We start from the raw sequence: 23,683 nt of genomic DNA, 5'->3' as shown, positions 1-23,683 counted from the left end.
GGTTCCGGTCCTCGCCTCCTGTCGTGCCGTGTGCGCGGGCCCGCCGGACGGCGGGCCCGTCAGCCGCGCGGGTCCGTCAGAACGGCTCGAAGCCGTCGAACTCCCGCTGCGCCTCGTCCCGTTCGGCGTCCCGGTCCCGGCGCCGCTGGGCGGCCGGGCGGGGTGCCTCGAAGCGGTGGTCCTCGCCGCGGCGGCCGAGCATCTCGGCGCCCGCCGTCATCGACGGCTCCCAGTCGAAGACGACCGCGTTCTCCTCGGGGCCGATGGCCACGCCGTCGCCGCCGCGGGCGCCCGCCTTGACCAGCTTCTCCTCGACACCGAGGCGGTTGAGCCGGTCCGAGAGGTAGCCGACGGCCTCGTCGTTGTTGAAGTCGGTCTGGCGCACCCAGCGCTCGGGCTTCTCGCCCCGCACGCGGAACAGACCGTCCTCCTCGCGGGTGACGGTGAAGCCCGCGTCGTCCACGGCCTTGGGCCGGATGACGATCCGCGTGGCCTCCTCCTTCGGCCGGGCGGCACGCGACTTCGCCACCAGCTCGGCCAGCGCGAAGGACAGCTCCCGCAACCCCATGTGGGCCACCGCCGACGCCTCGAAGACGCGGTAGCCGCGCGCCTCCAGGTCCGGCCGGACCATCTCCGCGAGGTCCTTGCCGTCGGGCACGTCGATCTTGTTGAGGACGACGATCCGGGGCCGGTTGTCGAGGCCGCCGTACTCCCGCAGCTCCGCCTCGATGATGTCCAGGTCGGAGACCGGGTCGCGGTCGGACTCCAGCGTCGCCGTGTCCAGGACGTGCACCAGCACGCTGCACCGCTCCACGTGCCGCAGGAACTCCAGGCCGAGGCCCTTGCCCTGGCTGGCGCCGGGGATGAGGCCGGGGACGTCCGCGATGGTGTAGACGGTCTCGCCGGCCGTCACCACGCCCAGGTTCGGCACGAGCGTCGTGAAGGGGTAGTCGGCGATCTTCGGCTTGGCCGCGCTCAGCACGGAGATCAGTGAGGACTTGCCGGCGCTCGGGTAGCCGACCAGCGCCACGTCCGCGACGGTCTTCAGCTCCAGGTGGATGTCCTGGAGGTCACCGGGCTCGCCGAGCAGCGCGAAGCCGGGGGCCTTGCGCCGCGCCGAGGCCAGCGCCGCGTTGCCGAGGCCGCCCCGGCCGCCCTGTGCGGCGACGTAGGACGTGCCGTGGCCGACCAGGTCGGCGAGGACGTTGCCCGCCCTGTCGAGGACCACGGTGCCGTCGGGGACCGGCAGGACGAGGTCCTGGCCGTCCTTGCCGGAGCGGTTGCCGCCCTCGCCGGGCTTGCCGTTGGTGGCCTTGCGGTGCGGGGAGTGGTGGTAGTCGAGGAGCGTGGTCACCGACTGGTCGACCGTGAGGATCACGTCGCCGCCACGGCCGCCGTTGCCGCCGTCCGGGCCGCCGAGCGGCTTGAACTTCTCACGGTGGACGGAGGCACAGCCGTGGCCTCCGTTACCCGCGGCGACATGCAGCTCGACGCGGTCCACGAAGGTGGTCATGGGATGTGCCTCCAGTTACTACGGGGTTGTCTCTTGGGTAACACGCGAAAGGCGGACCCGCTTCCCGTCCGGGAAGTGAGGTCCGCCTCGCGAAAGCTTCCGATCAGGCGACCGGAACGATGTTCACGACCTTGCGGCCACGGTGGGTGCCGAACTGCACCGCACCGGCCTGGAGGGCGAACAGCGTGTCGTCGCCGCCACGGCCGACGCCCGCACCCGGGTGGAAGTGGGTGCCGCGCTGGCGGACCAGGATCTCGCCCGCGTTGACGGCCTGACCACCGAAGCGCTTCACGCCGAGGCGCTGAGCGTTGGAGTCACGACCGTTACGGGTGGACGATGCGCCCTTCTTGTGTGCCATCTCTCCTCAGTCCCTTACTTCGCAGCCGCGGGGATCTCAGTGACCTTGATCGCCGTGTACTGCTGGCGGTGGCCCTGACGACGGCGGTAGCCGGTCTTGTTCTTGTAGCGCAGAATGTCGATCTTCTGGCCCTTGTGGTGGTCCACGACCTCGGCCTGGACCTTGATGCCGGCCAGCACCCACGGGTCGCTGGTCACAGCGTCGCCGTCGACCACGAGCAGGGTCGAGAGCTCGACCGTGTCGCCGACCTTGGCGGTGGAAATCTTGTCAACCTCAACGATGTCGCCGACAGCAACCTTGTGCTGGCGGCCACCGCTGCGCACGATGGCGTACACGCGGATCTCACTCTCTCGCTCGGGAACGGCACCCCCGCAGTCCAGCCGCCCGGCAGGAAGCCGGAGACGGCCTCTCCCGGTCGTGGCCCATCACGGCCGCATCCGGAAGGAAGAGGTTTACGGGGATGTGACGCGTCAGTCGACACGCCGACGGTCAAGATTACGGGGACACGCGACAGGGGTCAAACCGGGCCCGGCCACCGGCGCGAGGCCCCCGGAGCGGGGCCGGCCGCGGCGGTGCGCGACGGCCCGGCGGGCCCCCGCGCAGGCGTGTGGCCCCGCCCGGGACGGGCGGGGCCACACGTGGTGCGACAGGGACGGGATCAGCCCTCGTCGGTGGCGGCCGTGACCGAGGACGGCGACGCCTGCTCGGCCGCCGCGGTCTTCTTCGACGCCGTCTTCTTGGCCGTGGCCTTCTTGGCGGTCGTCGTCTTCGCCGCCTTCTTGGCCGTGGTCTTCTTGGCGGTCGTCGTCTTCTTGGCCGCGGTCTTCTTGGTGGCGGCCTTCTTCGCCGTCGCCTTCTTGGCCGTCTTGCGCGCCGCCGCCTTCTTGGCCGGGGCGGCCTCCTCCTCGCCGGACGCGTCCGCGGCCGGGGCACCGGCCGCCTCCGTCTCCGGCTCCGCCGGGGCCGACGGGACGACCACGACGGCCGCCTCCTCGGACGCGGTCGAGGTGGTGGGCTTGCGCACGGCGCGACGGCGCGGACGGGCCGGGGCGGCGCTCTCGGCGGCCGGCGCGGCCTCCGGTGCCTCCTCGGCCGGTGCCTCGGCCTGCGGGGCGGCCTGCGGGGCGGCCTGCGGCGCCTGCTCGGCCTGCGGGGTCTCCGGGACCGTCAGCACGGCCGCCTCGGCACCCGCAGGCGAACCGGCCGGTGCGGACACCTTCCGGGTGGCCCGACGGCGCGTACGGCCCTTGGGTGCCGCGTCGTCGACGGCCGGGGCCGCCTCGGTCACGGCCGGGGCCGGGGCGCCGGACATCGCGTCCTCGACGGCCGCGGGCTCGGCCAGCACCTCGGCGGCCGGCTGCTGCACGACGGGGCGCTCGACCTCTTCCGCGGCCGTGACGTCCTGCGCGGTCGGGGCCTCGGCCGCTGCCTGGGCCTCGGCGCGCACGGTCTCGCCCTTCGCCGCCTTCGGGGCGCCCGCCGGGGCGGAGGCCCGCCGGCTCGCCCGGCGCCGGCCACGACCGCGCGTGGCGGCGGCCTCGGCCTCGGCGGCGCTGCTGTACAGCTCCTCGTCCGGGGTGAACTCGGGCGCGGGCAGGGCGACCGGCTCGGCCACCTCAGCGGCGACCTCGGACTCGGACTCGGTGTCCGCCTCCTGCTCCGCCGTCGGCGCCGTCTCGACGCCGGCCACCGCCTCGTGCTCGTGCTCACCGGCGCCCGCACGCGCCCGCTTGCGGCGCTTGCCACCGCCGCCACCGGCGGAGGACGGCTGGTCGAGGTGGACGATGACGCCACGGCCGTTGCAGTGGACGCAGGTCTCCGAGAAGGACTCCAGCAGGCCCTGGCCGACCCGCTTGCGGGTCATCTGGACCAGGCCCAGCGAGGTCACCTCGGCGACCTGGTGCTTGGTCCGGTCCCGGCCCAGGCACTCCAGCAGGCGCCGCAGCACCAGGTCCCGGTTGGACTCGAGCACCATGTCGATGAAGTCGATGACGATGATGCCGCCGAGGTCGCGCAGCCGGAGCTGGCGCACGATCTCCTCGGCCGCCTCCAGGTTGTTCCTGGTGACCGTCTCCTCGAGGTTGCCGCCCTGGCCGGTGAACTTGCCGGTGTTGACGTCGACGACGATCATCGCCTCGGTCCGGTCGATCACCAGCGAACCGCCGCTGGGCAGCCAGACCTTGCGGTCCAGCGCCTTGGCGAGCTGCTCGTCGATCCGGTAGGTGGCGAAGACGTCGACCTCGGAGGTCCACCTGGACAGCCGGTCGGAGAGGTCCGGGGCCACGTGGGACACGTAGCCGTGGATCGTCTGCCAGGCGTCGTCGCCACTGACGACGACCTTGGAGAAGTCCTCGTTGAAGATGTCCCGCACGACCCGGACGGTCATGTCGGGCTCGCCGTACAGCAGCGTCGGCGCGTTGCCGTTCTTGGCCTTCTTCTGGATCTCCTCCCACTGCGCCTGGAGCCGCTCGACGTCGCGGCGCAGCTCGTCCTCGCTGGCGCCCTCGGCGGCGGTGCGCACGATGACGCCCGCGTCCTCGGGGACGATCCGCTTGAGGATGGTCTTGAGCCGGGACCGCTCGGTGTCGGGCAGCTTGCGGCTGATGCCGGTCATCGAGCCCTCGGGCACGTAGACCAGGTAACGGCCGGGGAGGGAGACCTGGCTGGTCAGCCGGGCGCCCTTGTGGCCGATCGGGTCCTTGGTGACCTGCACGAGGACGGACTGCCCGGACTTGAGGGCGGACTCGATGCGGCGGGGGCCGTGGCCCATGCCCAGCGCCTCGAAGTTGACCTCGCCGGCGTACAGGACGGCGTTGCGGCCCTTGCCGATGTCGATGAAGGCGGCCTCCATCGACGGCAGCACGTTCTGCACCTTGCCGAGGTAGACGTTGCCGACGTAGGAGGTGGCCTGCTCCTTGTTGACGTAGTGCTCGACGAGCACCCCGTCCTCGAGGACGCCGATCTGGGTGCGCTCGCCGTGCTGGCGGACGACCATGACGCGCTCGACGGCCTCGCGGCGGGCCAGGAACTCGGCCTCGGTGATGATCGGCACGCGCCGGCGGCCCTGCTCGCGGCCCTCGCGGCGGCGCTGCTTCTTGGCCTCCAGGCGGGTGGAGCCCTTGATGGACTGCACCTCGTCGGACGGCTCGGTGCCCTTCTCCCGCGCGGGACGGGGCTCGCGGACCTTGACGACGGTGCGCTCGGGGTCGTCGGCGGACGTCTCGCCGTCCCCGGAGGCGTCCCCGGCGCGGCGGCGACGGCGACGGCGGCGACGGCTGCTGCTGGAGCCGCCGGTCTCGCCGGTGGCGTCCTCGCCCTCCTCGGCGTCCTCCTCCGCCTGCTCGGCGGTGTCCTCGGCGTCCTGGGCGGCCTGCTCGGCGGCGGTGTGCTCGGTGTCGCCGCCGGCGGAGTCCTCGGCGCCCTCGGCCAGGTCGCCCCGGCGGCGGCGACGGCCGCCCCGGCGGCGACGGCGGCGGGAGCCGTACTCCTCGGAGCCCTCGGCGTCGTCACCGTGGTCGTCGCCGGTCTCGTCGGCCTCGGTCTCGGCCTCGGCGTCGGCCTCCGGCTCCTCGTCGGCGGCGGCGCGGGCGGGCGTGCGGTCCTCGGTGGTCTCCTCCGGGCCCGCGGCGCGGCGCCGGCGGCGGCGACGCGAACCGGCGGCCTCCTCCGGGGTCTCCTCGGCCGGCTCGGCCGGGCGGGCCGCCTGCTCCGGCTCGGCCCCGGCGGCCTCGGCGGCGGCTTCCGCCGCGGCCCGCTCGGGCGTCTGGAACTGGGGCTCCGCGAACACGGGCGCCTGGAACACGGCGACGGCGGGGCGCGCCGGACGCTTCGGGGCGTCCGCCTCGTCGGACGCCGCGGCATCGCGCGCGGGCTCGGCGAAGCCACCGGCGGCCTTGCGGGTGGACCGACGGCGGGCGCGGCGCGGAGCGGCCTCCTCGACGGGGGCGGCGGGCTCGGCCTCCGGTGCGGCGGCCTCGGCGGCGGGGGCGGCCTCGGCCTGCGGCGCGGCGGGCTCGGTCACGGTCTCGGCCGGCTCGGCGGCGGCGGGCTCACCGGCCGGGGCGGACACGCGCCGGGTGGCACGCCGACGCGTACGACGCGGAGCCGCGTCCTCGGCGCTCTCGGCGGCCTCCTCGGGAGCGGCGGCGACCGGCGTGGCCTCGACGGCCTCGGTCTCCGGCTCGGCGGCGGGGGCGGTGGCGGCCGGCGAGGTCACCGTGCGCGTGGCGCGCCGCCGGGTACGGCGGGGAGCGGCGTCCTCGGTGGTCTCGGCGCTCGCGACGGGCTCGGGCTCGGCGGGCGTCTCGGCGGCGGGCGCCACGGGGACGACGGTCTCGGCGGCCTCGGCCGACGTCGGGGACCCGGCGGGCGCGGAGGCGCGGCGCACGGCACGGCGTCGCGGACGGCCCGCGGACACCGGTTCGGCGACGGGCTCGGGCGTGTCGGTCGCCTCGGCGGCGGTCTCCTCCGGCTCCTCGGCCGGGGCGGCCGTCTCGGCCTGCGCGCCGGAGCCGCCGGCCGGGGGTCCCGCCGGGCGGGACGCGGCCCTGCGCCGACGGCGCGGCGGCAGGGTGTCGCTGGGGGTGTTCGGCTCGGAGTCCGTCGAGGACGTCGCGGACTCTGCGGATTCGGTCGGTTCGAGCATGCGGGGGTTTCTCCCGTCAGGCTCCCGGGCGCCGCGCCCGGTCCGGGATCGACCGTGTCGACCGCCGGTGACGTCCGCGGCTCGCGCGATGCGCGGTCGCCGCCGTCCGGGGCGCGGGCGCCGCTCGGGAGCTCTCCGTGTCTTGTATCGCCGGTTCCCTACCCCTTGTCGGGCACGGCCTGGCGAAAGTCTTGTGGTCGGTGCGCTGCCCGACCCAGGTGGCTCCCGAGTTCCAGGGCGGCGCTACGACGCTCGTCCTACGTGGGACCTTCCTTACGCCGGCGCCTTCGCGGCGGCAGCGGCGGCGGCCGATTGCGGCTCGGGCGCTGCTGCCTCGCGGTCGGGCGCGAGCGGGTCGGTCACCGCGCCGGTCTCTTCATCGAACAGCCCCTGCGCCAGCCTGGTCACCGCTGCGGGGACCGGCGGCGCCAGGTCGGCCACGGCGCGAAGACCGGACAGGACGTCGTCGGGTCGTACGGCAGGCGTCACGTGCCGAACAACCAGCCGCAGTATCGCACAGGGCCGGTCGGTCGGCCTATCAGCCGGCGTATCACTGGTGGTGGTCGCGTTCTCGAGGGTCACGACGGCGGAGCGTGCGTCGAAGGTCCGGACGCCGTTCTTGGTCCGGCGCTGGACCTCGACGGTCTCGGCCGAGGTGAAGGCCGCCACGGCGCGCTCGGCGTCGGCGGGCTCCACGCCGTCCAGCCGCAGCTCCCACACGGAGGCCGTCAGCCGGTCGGCGAGCCCGGAGGTCCGGGCCTCGACCGCGTCGATCACGTCGAGCCCGGCGGGCAGCGACTCGTCCAGGAGCAGCCTCAGCCGCTCCGGGTCGCGCGCCTCGGTGAGCGCGATCTCCAGGTATTCCGCTTCACTGCCCGTGCCGGTGGGTGCGGCATTGGCGTACGACACCTTCGGGTGCGGTGTGAACCCCGCCGAGTACGCCATGGGTACCTCGGCGCGGCGCAGCGCACGCTCGAAGGCGCGCTGGAAGTCACGGTGGCTGGTGAACCGGAGGCGGCCGCGCTTGGTGTAACGCAGTCGGATGCGCTGCACCGCGGGTACGGGCGGCGGGCCTTCGGGCTGTCGCTTGCCCAGTGTCGTTCAGTCCTTCGTGAGAGCGGTCGTACTGCTACCAAGAGTACGTGCACGAGCCGCGGATGGTTCCCGCCGGGCCACCGGCCGCTCCTTCACCGGCTCCCCGAACAGTGCCCGCCGCACGTCGGCCCGGGCCCGCCGGACGGATCCGCGGACATCGGCCAGCGCCTTCCGCGCGGCCCGGCCCACACCGCGCGAGGCCTCGGCGACGGGCCGCCAGACCGCGTCCCGCACGACGTGCCCGACCGGTGTCAGGAGGGTCCGGTACACCCACCGCGCCGGGTCCCCGACGAGCAGACGGAAGACGGCCGCGAGGAACCGGCCGACGGCGAGCGAGACATGGCCCGCGATCCGCCAGGCGTGCCCGAGCGCGACCGCGGCCTCCCGTCCGACGACGGCGAGGCCCCGGCCGACGGGCGCCAGCACCCACCGCCACAGGACGACGGCGGGCAGCACCAGCAGGATCCGCGCGGTCCAGTACAGCGCGGTGCCGGCTCCGGTGGCGACCATGCGCAGGCACCAGGCGATCCCCCTGCCGCACCAGGCGAGCGCGTGCCCGACGGGAGTGAGGACCCACGAGTACAGCCAGGTCGCGGGTACGACGAGGAGGTACCGGCCGACCAGGGCGCCGGCGGCGTACAGGCCGCGCCCCACCGCGGCGAGCACCGCGCCCACGCCCCCGGCCACCCACAGGACCGCGTGCCCGGCGGGCGCCAGCACCCACCGGTACAGCCACACCGCCGGTACGACGAGGAGGTACCGCCCGAGCCAGGCGACGCCGCGGGCCGCCGGCACGACGACGTACCTCCACAGGCCGACGGCCGGCCACACGATCAGGGCCCGCCCGAGCAGGGCCAGCGCCCGCCCGAAGGGCCGCAGCACGGTGTCCCGCAGGAAGCGCCCGCCGACGACGAGCGCGTCCCACACCAGGCGGACCGGCACGACCAGGAGCAGGACGACGATCCGGAGCGGGATCCGGATCGCCACGGTGAGACACCCTTCGGCGTCCGATCGCCGGGGCGGCTCCTGCGGGCCGCTGCCGGGGGGCCGTTTCTCGAGGTCCATACCTCTAGGGACACCGAAAGGGCGGGGTTGGATCCCGGTCAGGTCAGATCGCTGCGCGCCCAGGTCCAGCTGCTGCCGCCGTCCGCGCTGTCCCAGACCTTGACCTGCCTGCCGAAGCCCGAGCCCGTGCTCGTGAACGTCCACAGGCCGGTGCGGTTCCCTGTGCCGTCCGCCCGCGTGCCGTAGTCGTACAGCACACCGACATCGGTGCGGCCGTCACCGTCGAAGTCACCGGACACCGGCTTCGAGTTGCCCCACGTCCAGCTCCCGCTGTCCGCGCTGTCCCAGGCCAGGACCGGCTTGCCGAAGCCCGAGCCCGTACTCGTGAACGTCCACAGACCCGTGCGGTTCCCGCCGCCGTCCGCCCGCGTGCCGTAGTCGTACAGCACACCGACGTCGGTGCGGCCGTCACCGTCGAAGTCACCCGACACCGGCTTCGAACTCGCCCACCTCCAACTGCCGCTGTCCGCGCTGTCCCACACCTTGGCCGGCTTGCCGAAGCCCGCACCGTTGCTCGTCAGCGTCCACAGGGCCGTGCGGTTGCCACCGCCGTCCGCCCGCACGCCGTAGTCGTACAGCACACCGACGTCGCCGCGCCCGTCACCGTTGAAGTCACCCGACACCGGCTTCGAACTCGCCCACGTCCAACTGCCGCCGTCCGCGCTGTCCCAGGCCAGGACCGGCTTGCCGAAGCCCGAGCCCGTGCTCGTGAAGGTCAGCAGGCCCGTGCGGTTGCCGCCGCCGTCCGCCCGCGCGCCGTAGTCGTACAGCACACCGACGTCGTCGCGGCCGTCACCGTCGAAGTCCCCGGTGACCACCTCGGAACGGCTCCACGTCCAGCTCCCGCTGTCCGCGCTGTCCCACACCTTGACCGGCTTGCCGAAGCCAGAGCCGGTGCTGGTGAACGTCCACAGGGCCGTGCGGTTGCCGGTGCCGTCCGCCCGCGCGCCGTTGTCGTACAGCACACCGACGTCGGTGCGGCCGTCGCCGTCGAAGTCGCCCGAGAACGCCTTCGAGCGGCTCGCGTTCCAGCTTCCGAAGTCGGCGCTGTCCCACTTCCGTTGCGGCCCGCCGAAGCCCGCGCCCGTGCTGGTGAACGACCACAGCGACGCACTGAAGCCGCCGGTGGCGGTCGCGCCGTTGTCGTACAGCACACCGACATCGCTGCGGCCGTCGCCGTCGAAGTCGGAGGCGGGGGTCCGCACGGCGTGGGCGGTGATCCAGTCGCGCACGTCGTCGACCCGGGCGCCGATGGCGCTGCCTGCGGTCCCCTCCGGGGTGTCGACGCCGAAGCAGCCCACCTGGTTCGACCGGCTGCTGACGGCGACGAGCTCCGGCCGGCCGTCGACGGTACGGACGACCGGGCCGCCGGCGTCGCCCTGGCAGACCGCGGCGCCGCTCTTCCCGCTCAGGCCGAGGTCCCCGCCGTCGACGGAGGACACGGAGAAGGTTCCGGTGTGCGCGACGAGGGGCGCCCACTCGCGCGCCGTACGGCCGTGACCGGCCACGGTGAGGTCCTGGCCGACGGCGGGTGCGGCGCCGGCGACGCCGACCGGGGTCACACCGGTCACGGGCTGCGCGAGACGGGCCAGTACGAGATCGCGGTCGCCGTGGGGAACGAGTTCCACCACGTCACGGGTCTGCCCGCCGCCCACGGTCGCGACGGTCCTCAGCCGGGGCGGTCCGGCCGGGACGGAGAGGTCGGCGGCCGGATCGTCGGCGAAGCAGCTGGCGGCCGTGAGCATCCACTCGGGCGAGATCAGGGAGCCCGAGCAGCCTCGCTGGTGGTCGCCCACCAGCAGCCGGGCGGTGAAGCCGTAGTCGGCTCCCTCCGTGGGGGTGCCGACGACCGAGTGGGCCGGGGCGGCGGTGAGGAGAAGCAGCGGCGCCGCGCCCAGCAGCGCCGCGGCCCTGACCGCGGCGGCGCGCAGGGCGCCGCCGCGTCTTGGACGATTCGGGAGTGAGGCGGTCTCGCGAGGTGACTTCATCGCAGTCGCAGTCCTAGGGATCGGTCCGGCCGGTATGACACACGGCTGCGGTCCGCCGACCGCTCGCCGATGGCCGAAGGACCGCACCCGTGATCATCCAAGGGCGCGCCCCGTGATCCCGCCACAGGCTCAAACAGCGCAAACTGACTGTACGTCACACTTCCACCGTGACGTACGTCACCTCACCTCACCCCGGGGGCGGGGCCCTACTTGACCGTCAGCGGCAGCAGCTTCTTGCCGGTCGGGCCGATCTGGATCTCGGTGTCCATCGCGGGGCACACGCCGCAGTCGAAGCACGGCGTCCAGCGGCAGTCCTCGACCTCGGTCTCGTCGAGGGCGTCCTGCCAGTCCTCCCAGAGCCAGTCCTTGTCCAGGCCCGAGTCGAGGTGGTCCCAGGGCAGGACCTCTTCGTAGGAGCGCTCGCGGGTGGTGTACCAGTCGACGTCCACGCCGAAGGGCTCCAGGGCCTTGCCGGCGCACGCCATCCAGCGGTCGTAGGAGAAGTGCTCGCGCCAGCCGTCGAAGCGGCCGCCGTCGTCGTAGACGGCGCGGATGATCGCGCCGGTGCGACGGTCGCCGCGGGACAGGAGGCCCTCGACGATGCCGGGCTTGCCGTCGTGGTAGCGGAAGCCGATGGAGCGGCCGTACTTCTTGTCGCCGCGGATCTTGTCGCGCAGCTTGGCCAGGCGCTCGTCCGTCTCCTCGGCCGAGAGCTGCGGCGCCCACTGGAAGGGGGTGTGGGGCTTGGGGACGAAGCCGCCGATCGAGACCGTGCAGCGGATGTCGTTGGAGCCGGAGACCTCGCGGCCCTTGGCGATGACGCGGGTGGCCATGTCGGCGATCTGGAGGACGTCGTCGTCGGTCTCGGTCGGCAGGCCGCACATGAAGTACAGCTTCACCTGGCGCCAGCCGTTGCCGTAGGCCGTGGCGACGGTGCGGATCAGGTCCTCCTCCGAGACCATCTTGTTGATGACCTTGCGCATGCGCTCGGAGCCGCCCTCGGGGGCGAAGGTGAGGCCGGAACGGCGGCCGTTCCTCGTCAGTTCGTTGGCCAGGTCGACGTTGAAGGCGTCCACGCGGGTCGACGGGAGGGACAGGCCGATCTTGTCCTCCTCGTAGCGGTCCGCGAGGCCCTTGGCGACGTCGCCGATCTCCGAGTGGTCCGCGGAGGACAGCGACAGCAGGCCGACCTCCTCGAAGCCGGTCGCCTTCAGGCCCTTCTCGACCATCTCGCCGATGCCGGTGATGGAGCGCTCGCGCACCGGGCGGGTGATCATGCCGGCCTGGCAGAAGCGGCAGCCGCGGGTGCAGCCGCGGAAGATCTCCACGGACATCCGCTCGTGGACCGTCTCGGCCAGCGGGACGAGGGGCTGCTTGGGGTAGGGCCACTCGTCGAGGTCCATCACCGTGTGCTTGGAGACGCGCCACGGCACGCCCGAGCGGTTCGGTACGACGCGGGCGATACGGCCGTCGGGCAGGTACTCGACGTCGTAGAAGCCGGGGACGTACACCCCGCCCGTCTTCGCCAGGCGCAGCAGGACTTCCTCGCGGCCGCCGGGGCGGCCCTCGGCCTTCCAGGCGCGGACGACCGCGGTGATCTCCAGGACGGCCTGCTCGCCGTCGCCGATGACGGCGCAGTCGATGAAGTCGGCGATCGGCTCCGGGTTGAACGCGGCGTGTCCGCCGGCCAGGACGATCGGGTCGTCGATGCCGCGGTCCCGGGCCTCCAGCGGGATGCCGGCCAGGTCGAGGGCGGCGAGCATGTTCGTGTAGCCGAGCTCGGTGGAGAAGGAGAGCCCGAACACGTCGAAGGCCTTGACCGGGCGGTGGCTGTCGACGGTGAACTGCGGGACGGAGTGCTCCCGCATCAGCGCCTCGAGGTCCGGCCACACGCTGTAGGTGCGCTCGGCGAGGACGCCCTGCTGTTCGTTCAGTACCTCGTAGAGGATCATGACGCCCTGGTTGGGCAGGCCGACCTCGTACGCGTCCGGGTACATCAGGGCCCAGCGGACGTCACAGCTGTCCCAGGGCTTGACCGTGGAGTTGAGCTCTCCGCCGACGTACTGGATCGGTTTCTGCACGTGCGGGAGCAGAGCTTCGAGCTGCGGAAACACAGACGACACAGACTCGGCGGCTTCGGCAGGCATCTCACGGAACCTTTGTGTGCTGGCAGGGGTGACCATTCAGCGTAACCCGGCCGGACGGGTACCCCGTACGCCCAGGTCCTGTCGTCGAACTCCCGTCGTTCGCCCGAAGGACGGGAGCTCGACGGCGTCAGGTGCGTGCTCTCGCCGCGCGGGGCCTAGAGGACCGCCTTGGCGCGGATCTTGCTCAGGCGCGCGGGCAGCCGCTCCTCGTCGGCCGTGGCCCGCTGCTCCTCCCTGCCGTACAGCAGTCCGTAGGGGAACGTGTCCTCCCCCGCCGCGTGGGCCACGGCGGACAGCTCCGGCAGGGCGCGGCGGGCCATGACGCTGTCCTGGTGGTCGCCGAGCAGCTGGGTGAGCGACTTCATGGACTTGGTCACGGAGCGGGCGGGCCCGCCGAGCGCCGGGGCCGCGGCCTCGGCCGCGTAGCGGGCGCGCTTGGCCTTCTTGCGGGCCTCGTGCAGCGCGACGTCGCGTTCCGGGCCGGGCGGCAGCTCCAGGGCCCCGGTGGCGCGGCGGCGGACCTTGGCCACGTCCTTGCGCAGGGCCGCGGTGAGCACCTTGCGCGGTTTGCGGGTGGCGGCGGGGCGCAGGGGCGGGTCGGCGAGGAGGGTGTCGACGGCGTCGAGGAGCGCGAGGTGGCGGGCGGAGTCGAGGACGGCGACGAGCCGGCCGTGGTCCCGGCGGTGCCGGGCGTCGGCCCAGGCGGCGAGCCGCCGGTGCGCCGGTCCGGTGGGGACGGTGGCCGGCAGTCCGTCGAGGGCGCCGGTCAGCCGCTCGGCCAGGACCTCCTGGTCGCGTTCGGCGCCCAGTTCGGCGGCCAGCCACTTGAGTTCGGCCGCGATCGGGTCGGTGACGGCGCGGTCCAGGACCTCGGGGAAGCTGCGGAAGGTGCCGCGCATCCGGCGGGTGGCCACGCGCATCCGGTGGACCGAGTCGGGGACGTCCCGGCGGACGGCGGGGTCGTGGGCGACGATCGCGTCGCGCTGGGCGCGCAGGTAGGCGAGGACGTGGTCGCCGGCGGTCGCGGGCTCGGCGCGCCCGGCGGCCCGCGGGCGGGCGCCGCCGGTCTCCGCCAGGGCCCGGGCCAGTTTCGACGGTGCCGCCGAGGGCCGGGCGCCGGCCGTGCGCAGCCGCTCCTCGACCTGGTCCAGGAGCGCCGGGTCGCCGCCCTCGGCCAGTTCCACCTCGATCTCGGTCCAGTGGGCGGTGGCGCCCGTCCGGCCGAGCCTTTCGGCGGTGACGGTGTCGCTGACGGCCTCGGCCAGCACCTCGCCGCGGGCGCCGACCAGTCGCCGTGCGTCGCGGGCGGAGCGCAGCCGGACGACGGGCAGCAGGGCGCTGCCGCGGACGCGCGAGCGGACCAGTGCGGCGAGGGCCTCGGGGACGTCGTCGCCGAGGGGTGCCTGGATCTCGTCGCGCACGCCGGGGGCGACGGGCAGCTTCAGGTGCCAGCCGGCGTCGCCGCCGCCGGTGCGCCGGCGCAGGGTGACGCCGTCGGCGGCGAGGCGTTCGTCGGCGGTGTCGTAGTAGGTGGCGTCGAGGTGGGTGACGCCCGCGTCGACCACGTCGGCGACGCCGGGGACGCCGGTGAGGTCGGGCAGCCCGTCGTGGTCCGCCTCGTACTTCCGCTCGATCTCCCGCAGCGTCTTCGTCATGTACGTCGTGTAGCCGCCACCGCGGGGCCGGAAACGGCTCGTCCCGTTCCGGCTCCGGGGGCCGCTATGCCGACATGGGCCGTTGCACGGTGATCGACTGGAGCAGCCCGACCGCTATCCACACGGCGAACATCGAGGAGCCGCCGTACGAGACGAAGGGCAGGGGCAGGCCGGTGACCGGCATGATCCCCAGGGTCATGCCGATGTTCTCGAAGGCCTGGAAGGCGAACCAGGCGACGATGCCGGCGGCGACGACCGTGCCGTACAGGTCGGTGGTGTCCCGGGCGATCCGGCAGGCGCGCCAGAGCACCACGCCGAGCAGGAGGACGATGAGGCCGGCGCCGAGGAAGCCCAGCTCCTCGCCGGCGACGGTGAAGACGAAGTCGGTCTGCTGTTCCGGCACGAAGCGGCCCGTGGTCTGCGAGCCGTGGAAGAGGCCGGAACCGGTGAGGCCGCCCGAGCCGATGGCGATGCGGGCCTGGTTGGTGTTGTAGCCGACGCCGGCGGGGTCGAGCTCGGGGTTGGCGAAGGCGGCGAACCGGGCGATCTGGTAGTCGTCCAGGATGCCGAGCTGCCACACGGCGAGCGCGCCGAGCGTGCCGGTGCCGAGCAGCCCGAAGACCCAGCGGTTGGAGGCGCCCGAGGCGAGCAGCACGCCCAGCACGATGATGACCATGACCATGACGGACCCGAGGTCGGGCATCAGCATCACGATCATCATCGGCACGGTGGCCAGGCCGAGGGCCTGGAGGACGGTCCGGTGGTCGGGATAGGGCCGGTCGCCCGCGTCCACCCGCGCGGCCAGCAGCATCGCCATGCCCAGGATGATCGTGATCTTCACGAACTCGGAGGGCTGGAGGGAGAAGCCGCCCGGGAGCTTGATCCAGGAGTGGGCGCCGTTGATGGTCGAACCGAGCGGCGTGAGCACCAGCAGGATCAGGAACAGGGAGGCGCCGTACAGGACCGGCACGGCCGTGCGCAGGGCGCGGTGGCCGAGCCAGACGGTGGCGACCATCAGGGCGAGCCCGATGCCGGTGTTCAGCAGGTGCCGGGTCAGGAAGTAGTACTGGTCGCCCTGGTTGAGCTCGGTGCGGTTGCGGGTGGCGGAGTAGACGAGCAGGGAGCCGAGCAGGGACAGCGCGACGCCCGCCAGCAGTATCGGCCAGTCGAGCCGCCGGGCGAGGGAGTCGCGGGCGAGCAGGCGGGTCCAGCCGGCCCGCTCGGGGCCGTATCCGGAGACCTGGAAGCTGTTGGCTCCGGTCATGGGCGTGTCCTCCGCTTCCGCCTGCGGGTCTGCCGGTTCCCGGTGTCGGGCGGGTTCACGGTCGCCTGCTGGTTCTGGTCCTGCTGTCCGGCGGGGGCGTCGCCGCCCTCCTCGGTGGCCTTCTCGGTGGGCTGGAGGTCCTTCACCGGGTCCTTGGAGACCTTCGGGGAGGTGATGGTGCCGTCCGCCTTGATCTTCGGCAGGCTCTTGGCCGGCTGGGGCAGCAGCGCCTTCCCGCCGTCGATCGTCCCGTCGTCCGAGACGCCGTACAGGGCGTCGTAGATGTTGCGGACGGCCGGGCCCGAGGCGCCGGAGCCGGTGCCGCCCTGGGAGATCGTCATGACGATCGAGTAGTCCTTGGTGTACGTGGCGAACCACGAGGTGGTCTGCTTGCCGTAGACCTCGGCGGTACCCGTCTTGGCGTGCATCGGGATCTCGTCCTGCGGCCAGCCGCCGAACCGCCAGGCGGCGGTACCGCGGGTGGCGACGCCGGCGAGGGCGTCGTCCATCTTGGCCAGCGTGGCCCTGCTTATGGGCAGTTTGCCGTGCGACGTGGGCCGGATCTCGTCGACCTGCTCGCCGTCGGGGCTGACGACGGCCTTGCCGATGGTCGGGTTCCACAGCGTGCCGCCGTTGGAGATGGCGGCGTAGATGGTGGCCATCTGGATGGGGGTGACGAGGGTGTCGCCCTGGCCGATGGAGTAGTTGATGGAGTCACCGGCGCGCATCTTGTTGCCCTCGAGGCAGTTCTCGTACGAGATCCGCTCGACGTAGGAGCCGTCCTTCTTGCCCGTCTTGCACCAGGCGTCCTTGTTGGCCTCCCAGTAGTCCTGCTTCCACTGGCGGTCGGGGACCCGGCCGGTGACCTCGTTCGGCAGGTCGATGCCGGTCTCCTTGCCGAGGCCGAACTGGTGGGCCGCCTTGTAGAAGTAGTCGTTGGGCTTCTTCGGGTTCATCCCGCCGTCCTTCTTCCACTGCTCGTGCGCGAGCCGGTAGTAGACGGTGTCGCAGGAGAGCTCGAGGGCGCGGCCGATGCTGATCGAGCCGTTGTCGGCGGACTCGAAGTTCTTGAAGACCTGTCCGCCCACGGAGTAGGAGCTGGAGCAGGCGTAGCTGCCGTCGAAGTCGTAGCCGGCCTCGACCGCGGCGGCCGAGGAGACCACCTTGAAGATCGAGCCGGGGGCGGCCTGCCCCTGGGTGGCCCGGTTCAGCAGCGGGTAGTTGGAGTCCTTGCCGGTGAGCTTCTTGTAGTCCTTGGCGGAGATGCCGCCGACCCAGGCGTTCGGGTCGTACGTCGGGTTGGAGGCCATGGCGACGACGCGGCCGGTCTTGGCCTCCATCACCACGACGGCACCGGCGTCGGCCTCGTAGGTGCGGCCGGTGTTGCGGTCCATCTCCTTGCGGGCGGTCTTCATGGCCTCGTTCAGCTCGTACTCGGCGACGCGCTGGACGCGGGAGTCGATGCTGGTGACGAGGTTGGAGCCGGGCACGCCCGAGTCGGACTCGGCCTCGCCGATGACGCGGCCGAGGTTGTCCACCTCGTAGCGGGTGACGCCGGCCTTGCCGCGCAGCGCCTTGTCGTACTGGCGCTCCAGTCCGGAGCGGCCGACCTGGTCCGAGCGCAGGAAGGGCGAGTCGGTGTCCTGGGCCTTCTGGATCTCCTCGTCGGTGACCGGGGAGAGGTACCCGAGGACCTGCGCGGTGTTGGACTTGCCGGGGGCCGTGTAGCGGCGTACGGCCATGGGCTCGGCGGTGATGCCGGGGAAGTCCTCGGCCCGCTCGCGGATCTGCAGGGCCTGCTTGGGGGTGGCCTCGTCGGTGACGGGGATCGGCTGGTAGGGCGAGCCGTTCCAGCAGGGCTGCGGCGTCTTGGCGTCGCACAGCCGGACCTTGTCCATGACCTCCTGGGGCTGCATGCCCAGGACCCCGGCGAGTTTGGTGAGGACCGCCTTGCCGTCGTCCTTCATCTTCAGCAGGTCGGTGCGGGAGGCGGAGACGACGAGCCGGGTCTCGTTGTCGGCGAGCGCCACACCGCGCGCGTCGAGGATGGAGCCGCGGGTGGCGGGCTGGACGACCTGCTGGACGTGGTTGCCCGAGGCCTCCTTGGCGTACTCGTCGCCCTGGCGGATCTGGAGGTACCAGAGCCGGCCGCCGAGGGTGCCGAGGAGGGAGAGGACGAGGATCTGGATGACGACGAGCCGGGTCTGGACGCGTGTGTTCCGCCCGGTCTCCGGAATGTTAGTCACGGGCGCGGCCCATTCCGTCGAGGTTGGTGGGCGACGGGCGGGAGTCGGTCACTGCCTGCCCCTCGCGAAGTGCGTGCTGTCCGTGGTGTGCTGCCGCGTCGTCACAGCCGCTTGACCCCCTTGATGCGTCCGGCCCGGGCCACCCGGGCCCGCGCCGCCTTCACGCGCAGCCCGCGCTGCTGCCCGATGCGCAGTCCGGTGCCCGAGGAGAGCCAGCCGGAGGAGATGTCGGCGGTCTGGGCGCTGGAGCCCGCGTCGGCCAGCGGATCGTTCTCGGCGCGGCGGGCGAGCGCCATGATGCCGGGCACCACGAAGGGCGCGAGCAGCAGGTCGTAGAGCGCCGCCGTGAACAGCAGGTTGGGCAGGCCCACATGGCGGGCGGCGGTGTCGCCGACGAGGGCGCCGACGCCGGCGTAGAGCAGGGTGGTGCCGACGGCGGCGACGACGACCACGACCATCGGGCCGGTGGCCGACCTGAGCCGGCCGTTGTCCGGCTTGGCGAGACCGGCGAGGTACCCGATGACGCACAGCACCAGGGCGTAGCGGCCGGCGGCGTGGTCGGCGGGCGGGGCGAGGTCGGCGAGGAGTCCGGCGCCGAAGCCGACGAGGGCGCCGCCGACGTGGCCGTAGACCAGGGCGAGGCCGAGGACGGTGAGCAGCATCAGGTCGGGGACCGCGCCGGGCAGGTGCAGCCGGGCGAGGACGCTGACCTGGATCACCAGGGCGACGACGACCAGGGAGACGGACAGCAGGATCCGGTTGACGCGCATGGGACGAAAGCTCCTACTGCTCGGTCTGTTCGGACTGCTCGGACTGTGCCTGGCCGTCGGGCGCCCCGGCGGACGGCGTCACGGTCACCGTCACGGTGGGCGTGGGTTTCGGCTGGGGCTTGGCCGGGAGCACCGTGTCGCGCGGGTCCTTCGCCGGGGCCTGGACGACGACGCCGACGATGTCGAGCTTGGTGAAGGAGGCGAACGGCGTGACGTAGAGGGTGCGGGTCAGGTCGCCGCCGGAGGGGTCGACGCGGGTGACGGTGCCGACCGGGACGCCGGGAACGAAGGGCTTGTCGGCCTGGGAGCCGAAGGTGACGAGGCGGTCGCCCTTCTTGACGTCGGCCTTGCCGTTGAGGAGCTCGACGCGCAGCGGGCGGTCGCCCTGCCCGGAGGCGAAGCCCAGCTCGTCGCCGGCCTCCATGCGGGTGCCGACGGTGAAGTCGGGGTCGTTGGCGAGGAGCACGGTGGCGGTGTGGGGACCGACGGTGGTCACGCGCCCGACCAGGCCGTCGCTGTTGAGGACGGTCATGTCGCGCTTGATGCCGTCGTTGGCCCCGGCGTCGATGGTGACGGTCCAGGAGAAGCCCTGGGCCGCTCCTATGGCGATGACCTGGGCGCCCTTGATGCCGTACTGGCCGGCGCCGGCCAGGCCCAGCATCTTGTCGAGCTGCTTGAGGCGGCTGCGGCCGCGTTCGTCGCTGCCGAGCTTCGCCTTGAGGGCCGCGTTCTGCGTCTCCAGTTCGGCGAGCCGGTCGTGCCGGTCGCCGGAGTCGCGGATCGCGGAGACCGCGTTGCCGACCGGGTCGACCGCGGACGACACCCCGTTCTCGATCGGACCGAAGACGGTGGCCGCCGCCTGCCGGGCACCGTCGACCGGTGAGTCCTCCCCACCGCGGATGTCCACCGTGATCAGCGCGAACGCGACGGCGATCAGCAGCACCAGGAGCAGCCGGCTCTCTTTCGTGTCCCTCACGTGCGGCGGCCGTGCCTTCCTCGTCGGAATTCGGGAATTACGTTGCGGTGTTCAGGAATTCGAGGGATCGAAGGCGGACGCCCGTCTCGTCCGGTGCGGGCACTGTGGGCGTCTCATGTCCCTTTGTCTTATGTCTCTATATCAACGATCCGCCGCACGAGAGGAGATCGTCTCGTACGGCGGAACCGAAGTGTTACGTCATCTGCGGGGCTGGGCGTCCAGCACCTGCTGGAGCGCCTCGAACTCCTCGACGCACTTTCCGGAGCCGAGCGCCACGCTGTCCAGCGGGTCCTCGGCGATGTGGATCGGCATGCCGGTCTCCCGGCGCAGCCGCTCGTCGAGACCGCGCAGCAGCGCACCGCCGCCGGTCAGCACGATGCCCCGGTCCATGATGTCGCCGGACAGCTCCGGCGGACACTTGTCGAGGGTCGTCTTGACCGCGTCGACGATCGCGTTGACGGGCTCCTCGATCGCCTTGCGCACTTCGGCGGCCGAGATGACGACGGTCTTGGGCAGTCCGGACACGAGGTCCCGGCCGCGGATTTCGGTGTGCTCGTCGGAGTCGAGGTCGTACGCCGATCCGATCGTGATCTTGATCTGTTCGGCCGTGCGCTCACCCAGCAGAAGGCTGTACTCCTTCTTCACGTGCTGGATGATCGCGTTGTCCAGCTCGTCACCCGCGACGCGGATGGACTGGGCGGTGACGATGCCGCCGAGCGAGATGACCGCGACCTCCGTGGTGCCGCCGCCGATGTCGACCACCATGTTGCCCGTGGCCTCGTGGACCGGCAGGCCGGAGCCGATGGCCGCGGCCATGGGCTCCTCGATGATGTGCACCTGACGGGCGCCGGCCTGGGACGACGCCTCGATGACGGCGCGGCGCTCGACGCCGGTGATGCCCGAGGGCACACAGACGACGACCCGCGGACGAGCCAGATAACGCCGCTTGTGGATCTTCAGGATGAAGTAGCGGAGCATCCGCTCGGTGATCTCGAAGTCGGCGATCACGCCGTCCTTCAGCGGACGCACGGCAACGATGTTGCCGGGCGTGCGCCCGATCATCTTCTTCGCTTCGGCGCCGACCGCCAGGATGCCACCGGTGTTGGTGTTGATCGCGACGACGGACGGCTCGTTGAGTACGATCCCGCGACCCCTGACGTACACCAGCGTGTTGGCGGTCCCGAGGTCGACAGCCATGTCACGGCCGATGAACGACATTGAGTTCCCCATCAGGATTCGACTGGCCTTCCCGGTGGCCTTTGAGGGCTTTTCAGGTCGGCGAGGTGGGCGCAGTGGCGCGTGGAGGCTTCCATCGTAGACGCGCTTTCGCGAACACTGCGCGAGGGTCTTCGCCATTGTCAGCAGATGGCGTATCGCCTCGCTTGTGGAGACGGGCCAACGGTGGCATCCGTTCCCCCGAACAGGCGCGCATATGCCACAGGGCGGTCGCTTTCACGCGACCGCCCCGGTCGGCCCGCGGCCATTCGGCTGACGTACCGTCAGAAAAAAAGTCGTCCGGTGTGTCCGGACCGGGCTCAGACGCGGCCCGGGAAGAAGATCTTCAGCTCGCGTTCGGCCGACTCCTCGGAGTCGGAGGCGTGGATCAGGTTCTCGCGGACGATGACGCCGAAGTCCCCGCGGATGGAACCCGGGGCCGCTGCGATCGGGTCGGTCGGGCCGGCCAGGGCGCGCACGCCCTCGACGACCCGCTCGCCCTCGACGACCAGGGCCACGACCGGGCCGGAGGACATGAACGCGACCAGCGGCTCGTAGAAGGGCTTGCCCTTGTGCTCGCCGTAGTGCTGCTCCAGCGTCTCGGTGTCCAGGGTGCGCAGCTCCAGCGCGGTGATCTGCCAGCCGGCCTTGCGTTCGATACGGCTGATGATCTCGCCGGTCAGGCCACGACGGACGGCGTCGGGCTTGAGGAGGACGAGGGTGCGCTGCGTCACGAGGGCTCCTTGGAATGTACGAGTGTGCGGTTGTAAGCGGTGATGACCGAGGTTACCGGGCGTGTCGCGGCGGCCGTCACGCAGCGTCAGGTGCGGGGGCGTCCGCCTGGGCCGCGAACCTGGCCTTCGCCTCGTCGATCTTGCGCCCGTAGTGCACCGACGCCCACCACAGGGCCGCGAAGACCGCGCCCATGAAGAACATCGTCGGCACGACGAAGCCGGAGGCGATCAGGGCGACCTGCAGGGCCCAGCCGAAGGCGACACCGCCCGGCCGGGTCACCAGCCCGCACAGCACCACGCACAGGAACATCGCGACACCGCTGACCGTCCACACGGTGCCCATGGACAGGTCGGGGTCCTTCATGGCGACCAGTCCGGCGAAGCCGATCAGGAGGAACTCGCCGATCAGGGTCGAAGCACAGAGCGTACGCATGTTTCTCAGCCCTTCCCCAGCAGCAGCCGGGCCTCGCCGACGGTGATGACGGAACCGGTGACCAGCACGCCGCCGCCGGCGAACTCGCCCTCCTCCTCGGCCAGCGTGATCGCGGCCTCCAGGGCGTCCGGCAGCCGCGGCTCGACCTGGACGCGGTCCTCGCCGAACACCTCGACGGCGATCGCCGCCAGCTCGTCGGCGTCCATGGCACGGTGGCTGGAGTTCTGCGTGACGACGACCTCGGCGAAGACCGGCTCGAACGCCTCCAGCAGTCCGCGCACGTTCTTGTCGCCGCTCGCGCCGACCACACCGATGAGCCGGCTGAACTGGAAGGCCTCCCCGACCGCCTCCGCCGTGACCCGGGCGCCCGCCGGATTGTGCGCGGCGTCCAGCACCACGGTGGGCGAGCGCCGCACGACCTCCAGCCGTCCGGGGGACGCGACGGCGGCGAACGCCTTGCGCACGGTGTCGATGTCGAGCGGCTCGGGACGCTGCGCGCCGACGCCGAAGAACGCCTCGACCGCGGCCAGCGCCACCGCCGCGTTGTGCGCCTGGTGGGCGCCGTGCAGGGGCAGGTAGACCTCGGCGTACTCGCCGCCCAGCCCGCGCAGGGTCACCAGCTGTCCGCCGACGGCGACCTGCCGGGCCACGACCCCGAACTCGAGCCCCTCGCGCGCCACCGTGGCGTTCACGTCCACGGCCTTCTTCAGCAGCACCTGGGCCGCGTCCACCGGCTGCTGGGCGAGGATCACGGTGGCGTCCCGCTTGACGATCCCGGCCTTCTCGGTCGCGATCTCCCCGTGCGTCTCGCCGAGCCGGTCGGTGTGGTCCAGGTCGATGGGGGTGACGACGGCGACGTCCCCGTCGATGACGTTGGTGGCGTCCCAGGAGCCGCCCATCCCGACCTCGACGACGGCCACGTCGACGGGTGCGTCGGCGAAGGCGGCGTACGCCATGCCGGTCAGCACCTCGAAGAAGGACAGCCGGTACTCCTGCTGGGCGTCCACCATCTCGACGTACGGCTTGATGTCCTCGTACGTCTCGACGAATCGCTCGGCGGAGATCGGCGCCCCGTCCAGGCTGATCCGCTCGGTGATCGACTGCACGTGCGGCGAGGTGTACCGCCCGGTGCGCAGGTCGAAGGCGCCGAGCAGCGCCTCGATCATGCGGGCGGTGGAGGTCTTGCCGTTGGTCCCGGTGATGTGGATGGAGGGGTACGACCGCTGCGGCTCGCCCAGCACGTCCATCAGCGCGGCGATCCGGGCGACGGACGGCTCCAGCTTGGTCTCGCCCCAGCGGGTCGCCAGCTCCGTCTCGACGCCGCGCAGCGCCGCGTCCACCTCGGGGTCCTCGGGGCGCCCGGGGATGTCGGCCTGCGGGGGGCCGCCCTGGGTGCGCAGGGTGCGGCTGCCGGCCTCGATGACGGCGAGGTCGGGGTCGCGGGTGGTCTCCGCGTCGATGATCTCGTCGAAGGAGTCGAGGGGGTCGGGCTGGTCGTTCTCGCCGGGGTTGTCGCTCACGGGAACAGTCTACGGAGGCCGACCGACAGGGCGCCCATGGAGTGGGGTGGCCCGGGTCT

At 72.4% G+C, this 23,683-nt stretch carries 17 protein-coding genes; all 17 read right to left on the bottom strand.

The window, feature by feature from the left end; all coding sequences use genetic code 11:
• Positions 1-76: 76 nt before the first annotated feature.
• Positions 77-1,513 (bottom strand): GTPase ObgE, encoded by a 1,437-nt coding sequence (gene obgE, locus ACFWJB_RS04745; RefSeq protein WP_385473225.1) that lies wholly within the window; start codon positions 1,511-1,513, stop codon positions 77-79.
• Between the two features lie 103 nt (positions 1,514-1,616).
• Positions 1,617-1,871, bottom strand: coding sequence for a 50S ribosomal protein L27 (rpmA, locus tag ACFWJB_RS04740; protein WP_003976205.1), 255 nt, complete (start codon positions 1,869-1,871; stop codon positions 1,617-1,619).
• A 14-nt stretch (positions 1,872-1,885) separates the two neighbouring features.
• The gene (gene rplU, locus ACFWJB_RS04735; RefSeq protein ID WP_004931419.1) at positions 1,886-2,206 is read right to left on the bottom strand and encodes a 50S ribosomal protein L21; all 321 of its coding nucleotides are present in this window, start codon (positions 2,204-2,206) and stop codon (positions 1,886-1,888) included.
• A gap of 323 nt (positions 2,207-2,529) precedes the next feature.
• Positions 2,530-6,516 (bottom strand): Rne/Rng family ribonuclease, encoded by a 3,987-nt coding sequence (locus ACFWJB_RS04730; protein ID WP_386920258.1) that lies wholly within the window; start codon positions 6,514-6,516, stop codon positions 2,530-2,532.
• A 273-nt stretch (positions 6,517-6,789) separates the two neighbouring features.
• The gene (locus ACFWJB_RS04725) at positions 6,790-7,569 is read right to left on the bottom strand and encodes a TIGR03936 family radical SAM-associated protein (protein ID WP_385469673.1); all 780 of its coding nucleotides are present in this window, start codon (positions 7,567-7,569) and stop codon (positions 6,790-6,792) included.
• 48 nt (positions 7,570-7,617) lie between these two features.
• Complete coding sequence (locus tag ACFWJB_RS04720; RefSeq protein ID WP_386920256.1) at positions 7,618-8,676, bottom strand: hypothetical protein; 1,059 nt, start codon at positions 8,674-8,676, stop codon at positions 7,618-7,620.
• 38 nt (positions 8,677-8,714) lie between these two features.
• Entirely contained in the window at positions 8,715-10,664 is a 1,950-nt protein-coding gene (locus ACFWJB_RS04715) for a trypsin-like serine protease (protein ID WP_386920254.1), read from the bottom strand.
• A 206-nt stretch (positions 10,665-10,870) separates the two neighbouring features.
• Entirely contained in the window at positions 10,871-12,811 is a 1,941-nt protein-coding gene (locus ACFWJB_RS04710) for a TIGR03960 family B12-binding radical SAM protein (RefSeq protein ID WP_386920252.1), read from the bottom strand.
• A gap of 155 nt (positions 12,812-12,966) precedes the next feature.
• Entirely contained in the window at positions 12,967-14,466 is a 1,500-nt protein-coding gene (locus ACFWJB_RS04705) for a CHAD domain-containing protein (protein WP_386920250.1), read from the bottom strand.
• Between the two features lie 64 nt (positions 14,467-14,530).
• Positions 14,531-15,730 carry a rod shape-determining protein RodA gene (gene rodA / locus ACFWJB_RS04700; protein WP_385469683.1) on the bottom strand — a complete coding sequence of 400 codons (1,200 nt, stop codon included), beginning with the start codon at positions 15,728-15,730 and terminating at the stop codon, positions 14,531-14,533.
• Positions 15,727-17,976, bottom strand: a complete 2,250-nt coding sequence (gene mrdA / locus ACFWJB_RS04695) for a penicillin-binding protein 2 (protein WP_386920248.1) — start codon at positions 17,974-17,976, stop codon at positions 15,727-15,729. The genes rodA and mrdA overlap by 4 nt, the downstream gene beginning before the upstream one ends.
• A 101-nt stretch (positions 17,977-18,077) precedes the next feature.
• A complete protein-coding gene (gene mreD, locus ACFWJB_RS04690; protein WP_385469687.1) occupies positions 18,078-18,746 on the bottom strand; it encodes a rod shape-determining protein MreD in 669 nt (222 codons plus the stop codon).
• Between the two features lie 13 nt (positions 18,747-18,759).
• A complete protein-coding gene (gene mreC / locus ACFWJB_RS04685) occupies positions 18,760-19,722 on the bottom strand; it encodes a rod shape-determining protein MreC (protein ID WP_386920246.1) in 963 nt (320 codons plus the stop codon).
• 198 nt (positions 19,723-19,920) lie between these two features.
• Positions 19,921-20,940 carry a rod shape-determining protein gene (locus tag ACFWJB_RS04680; RefSeq protein ID WP_030381728.1) on the bottom strand — a complete coding sequence of 340 codons (1,020 nt, stop codon included), beginning with the start codon at positions 20,938-20,940 and terminating at the stop codon, positions 19,921-19,923.
• A 317-nt stretch (positions 20,941-21,257) separates the two neighbouring features.
• Positions 21,258-21,671 (bottom strand): nucleoside-diphosphate kinase, encoded by a 414-nt coding sequence (ndk, locus tag ACFWJB_RS04675; protein WP_385469691.1) that lies wholly within the window; start codon positions 21,669-21,671, stop codon positions 21,258-21,260.
• Between the two features lie 76 nt (positions 21,672-21,747).
• Positions 21,748-22,104 carry a DUF4233 domain-containing protein gene (locus ACFWJB_RS04670; protein ID WP_385469693.1) on the bottom strand — a complete coding sequence of 119 codons (357 nt, stop codon included), beginning with the start codon at positions 22,102-22,104 and terminating at the stop codon, positions 21,748-21,750.
• A 5-nt stretch (positions 22,105-22,109) separates the two neighbouring features.
• On the bottom strand, positions 22,110-23,624 hold the full coding sequence (locus ACFWJB_RS04665) for a bifunctional folylpolyglutamate synthase/dihydrofolate synthase (RefSeq protein WP_385469695.1): 1,515 nt from the start codon (positions 23,622-23,624) through the stop codon (positions 22,110-22,112).
• Positions 23,625-23,683: the final 59 nt, after the last annotated feature.

Source organism: Streptomyces sp. NPDC127100, from assembly GCF_042724095.1.
Lineage (GTDB): Bacteria > Actinomycetota > Actinomycetes > Streptomycetales > Streptomycetaceae > Streptomyces.
This window is presented reverse-complemented; position numbering and strand designations above follow the sequence as displayed.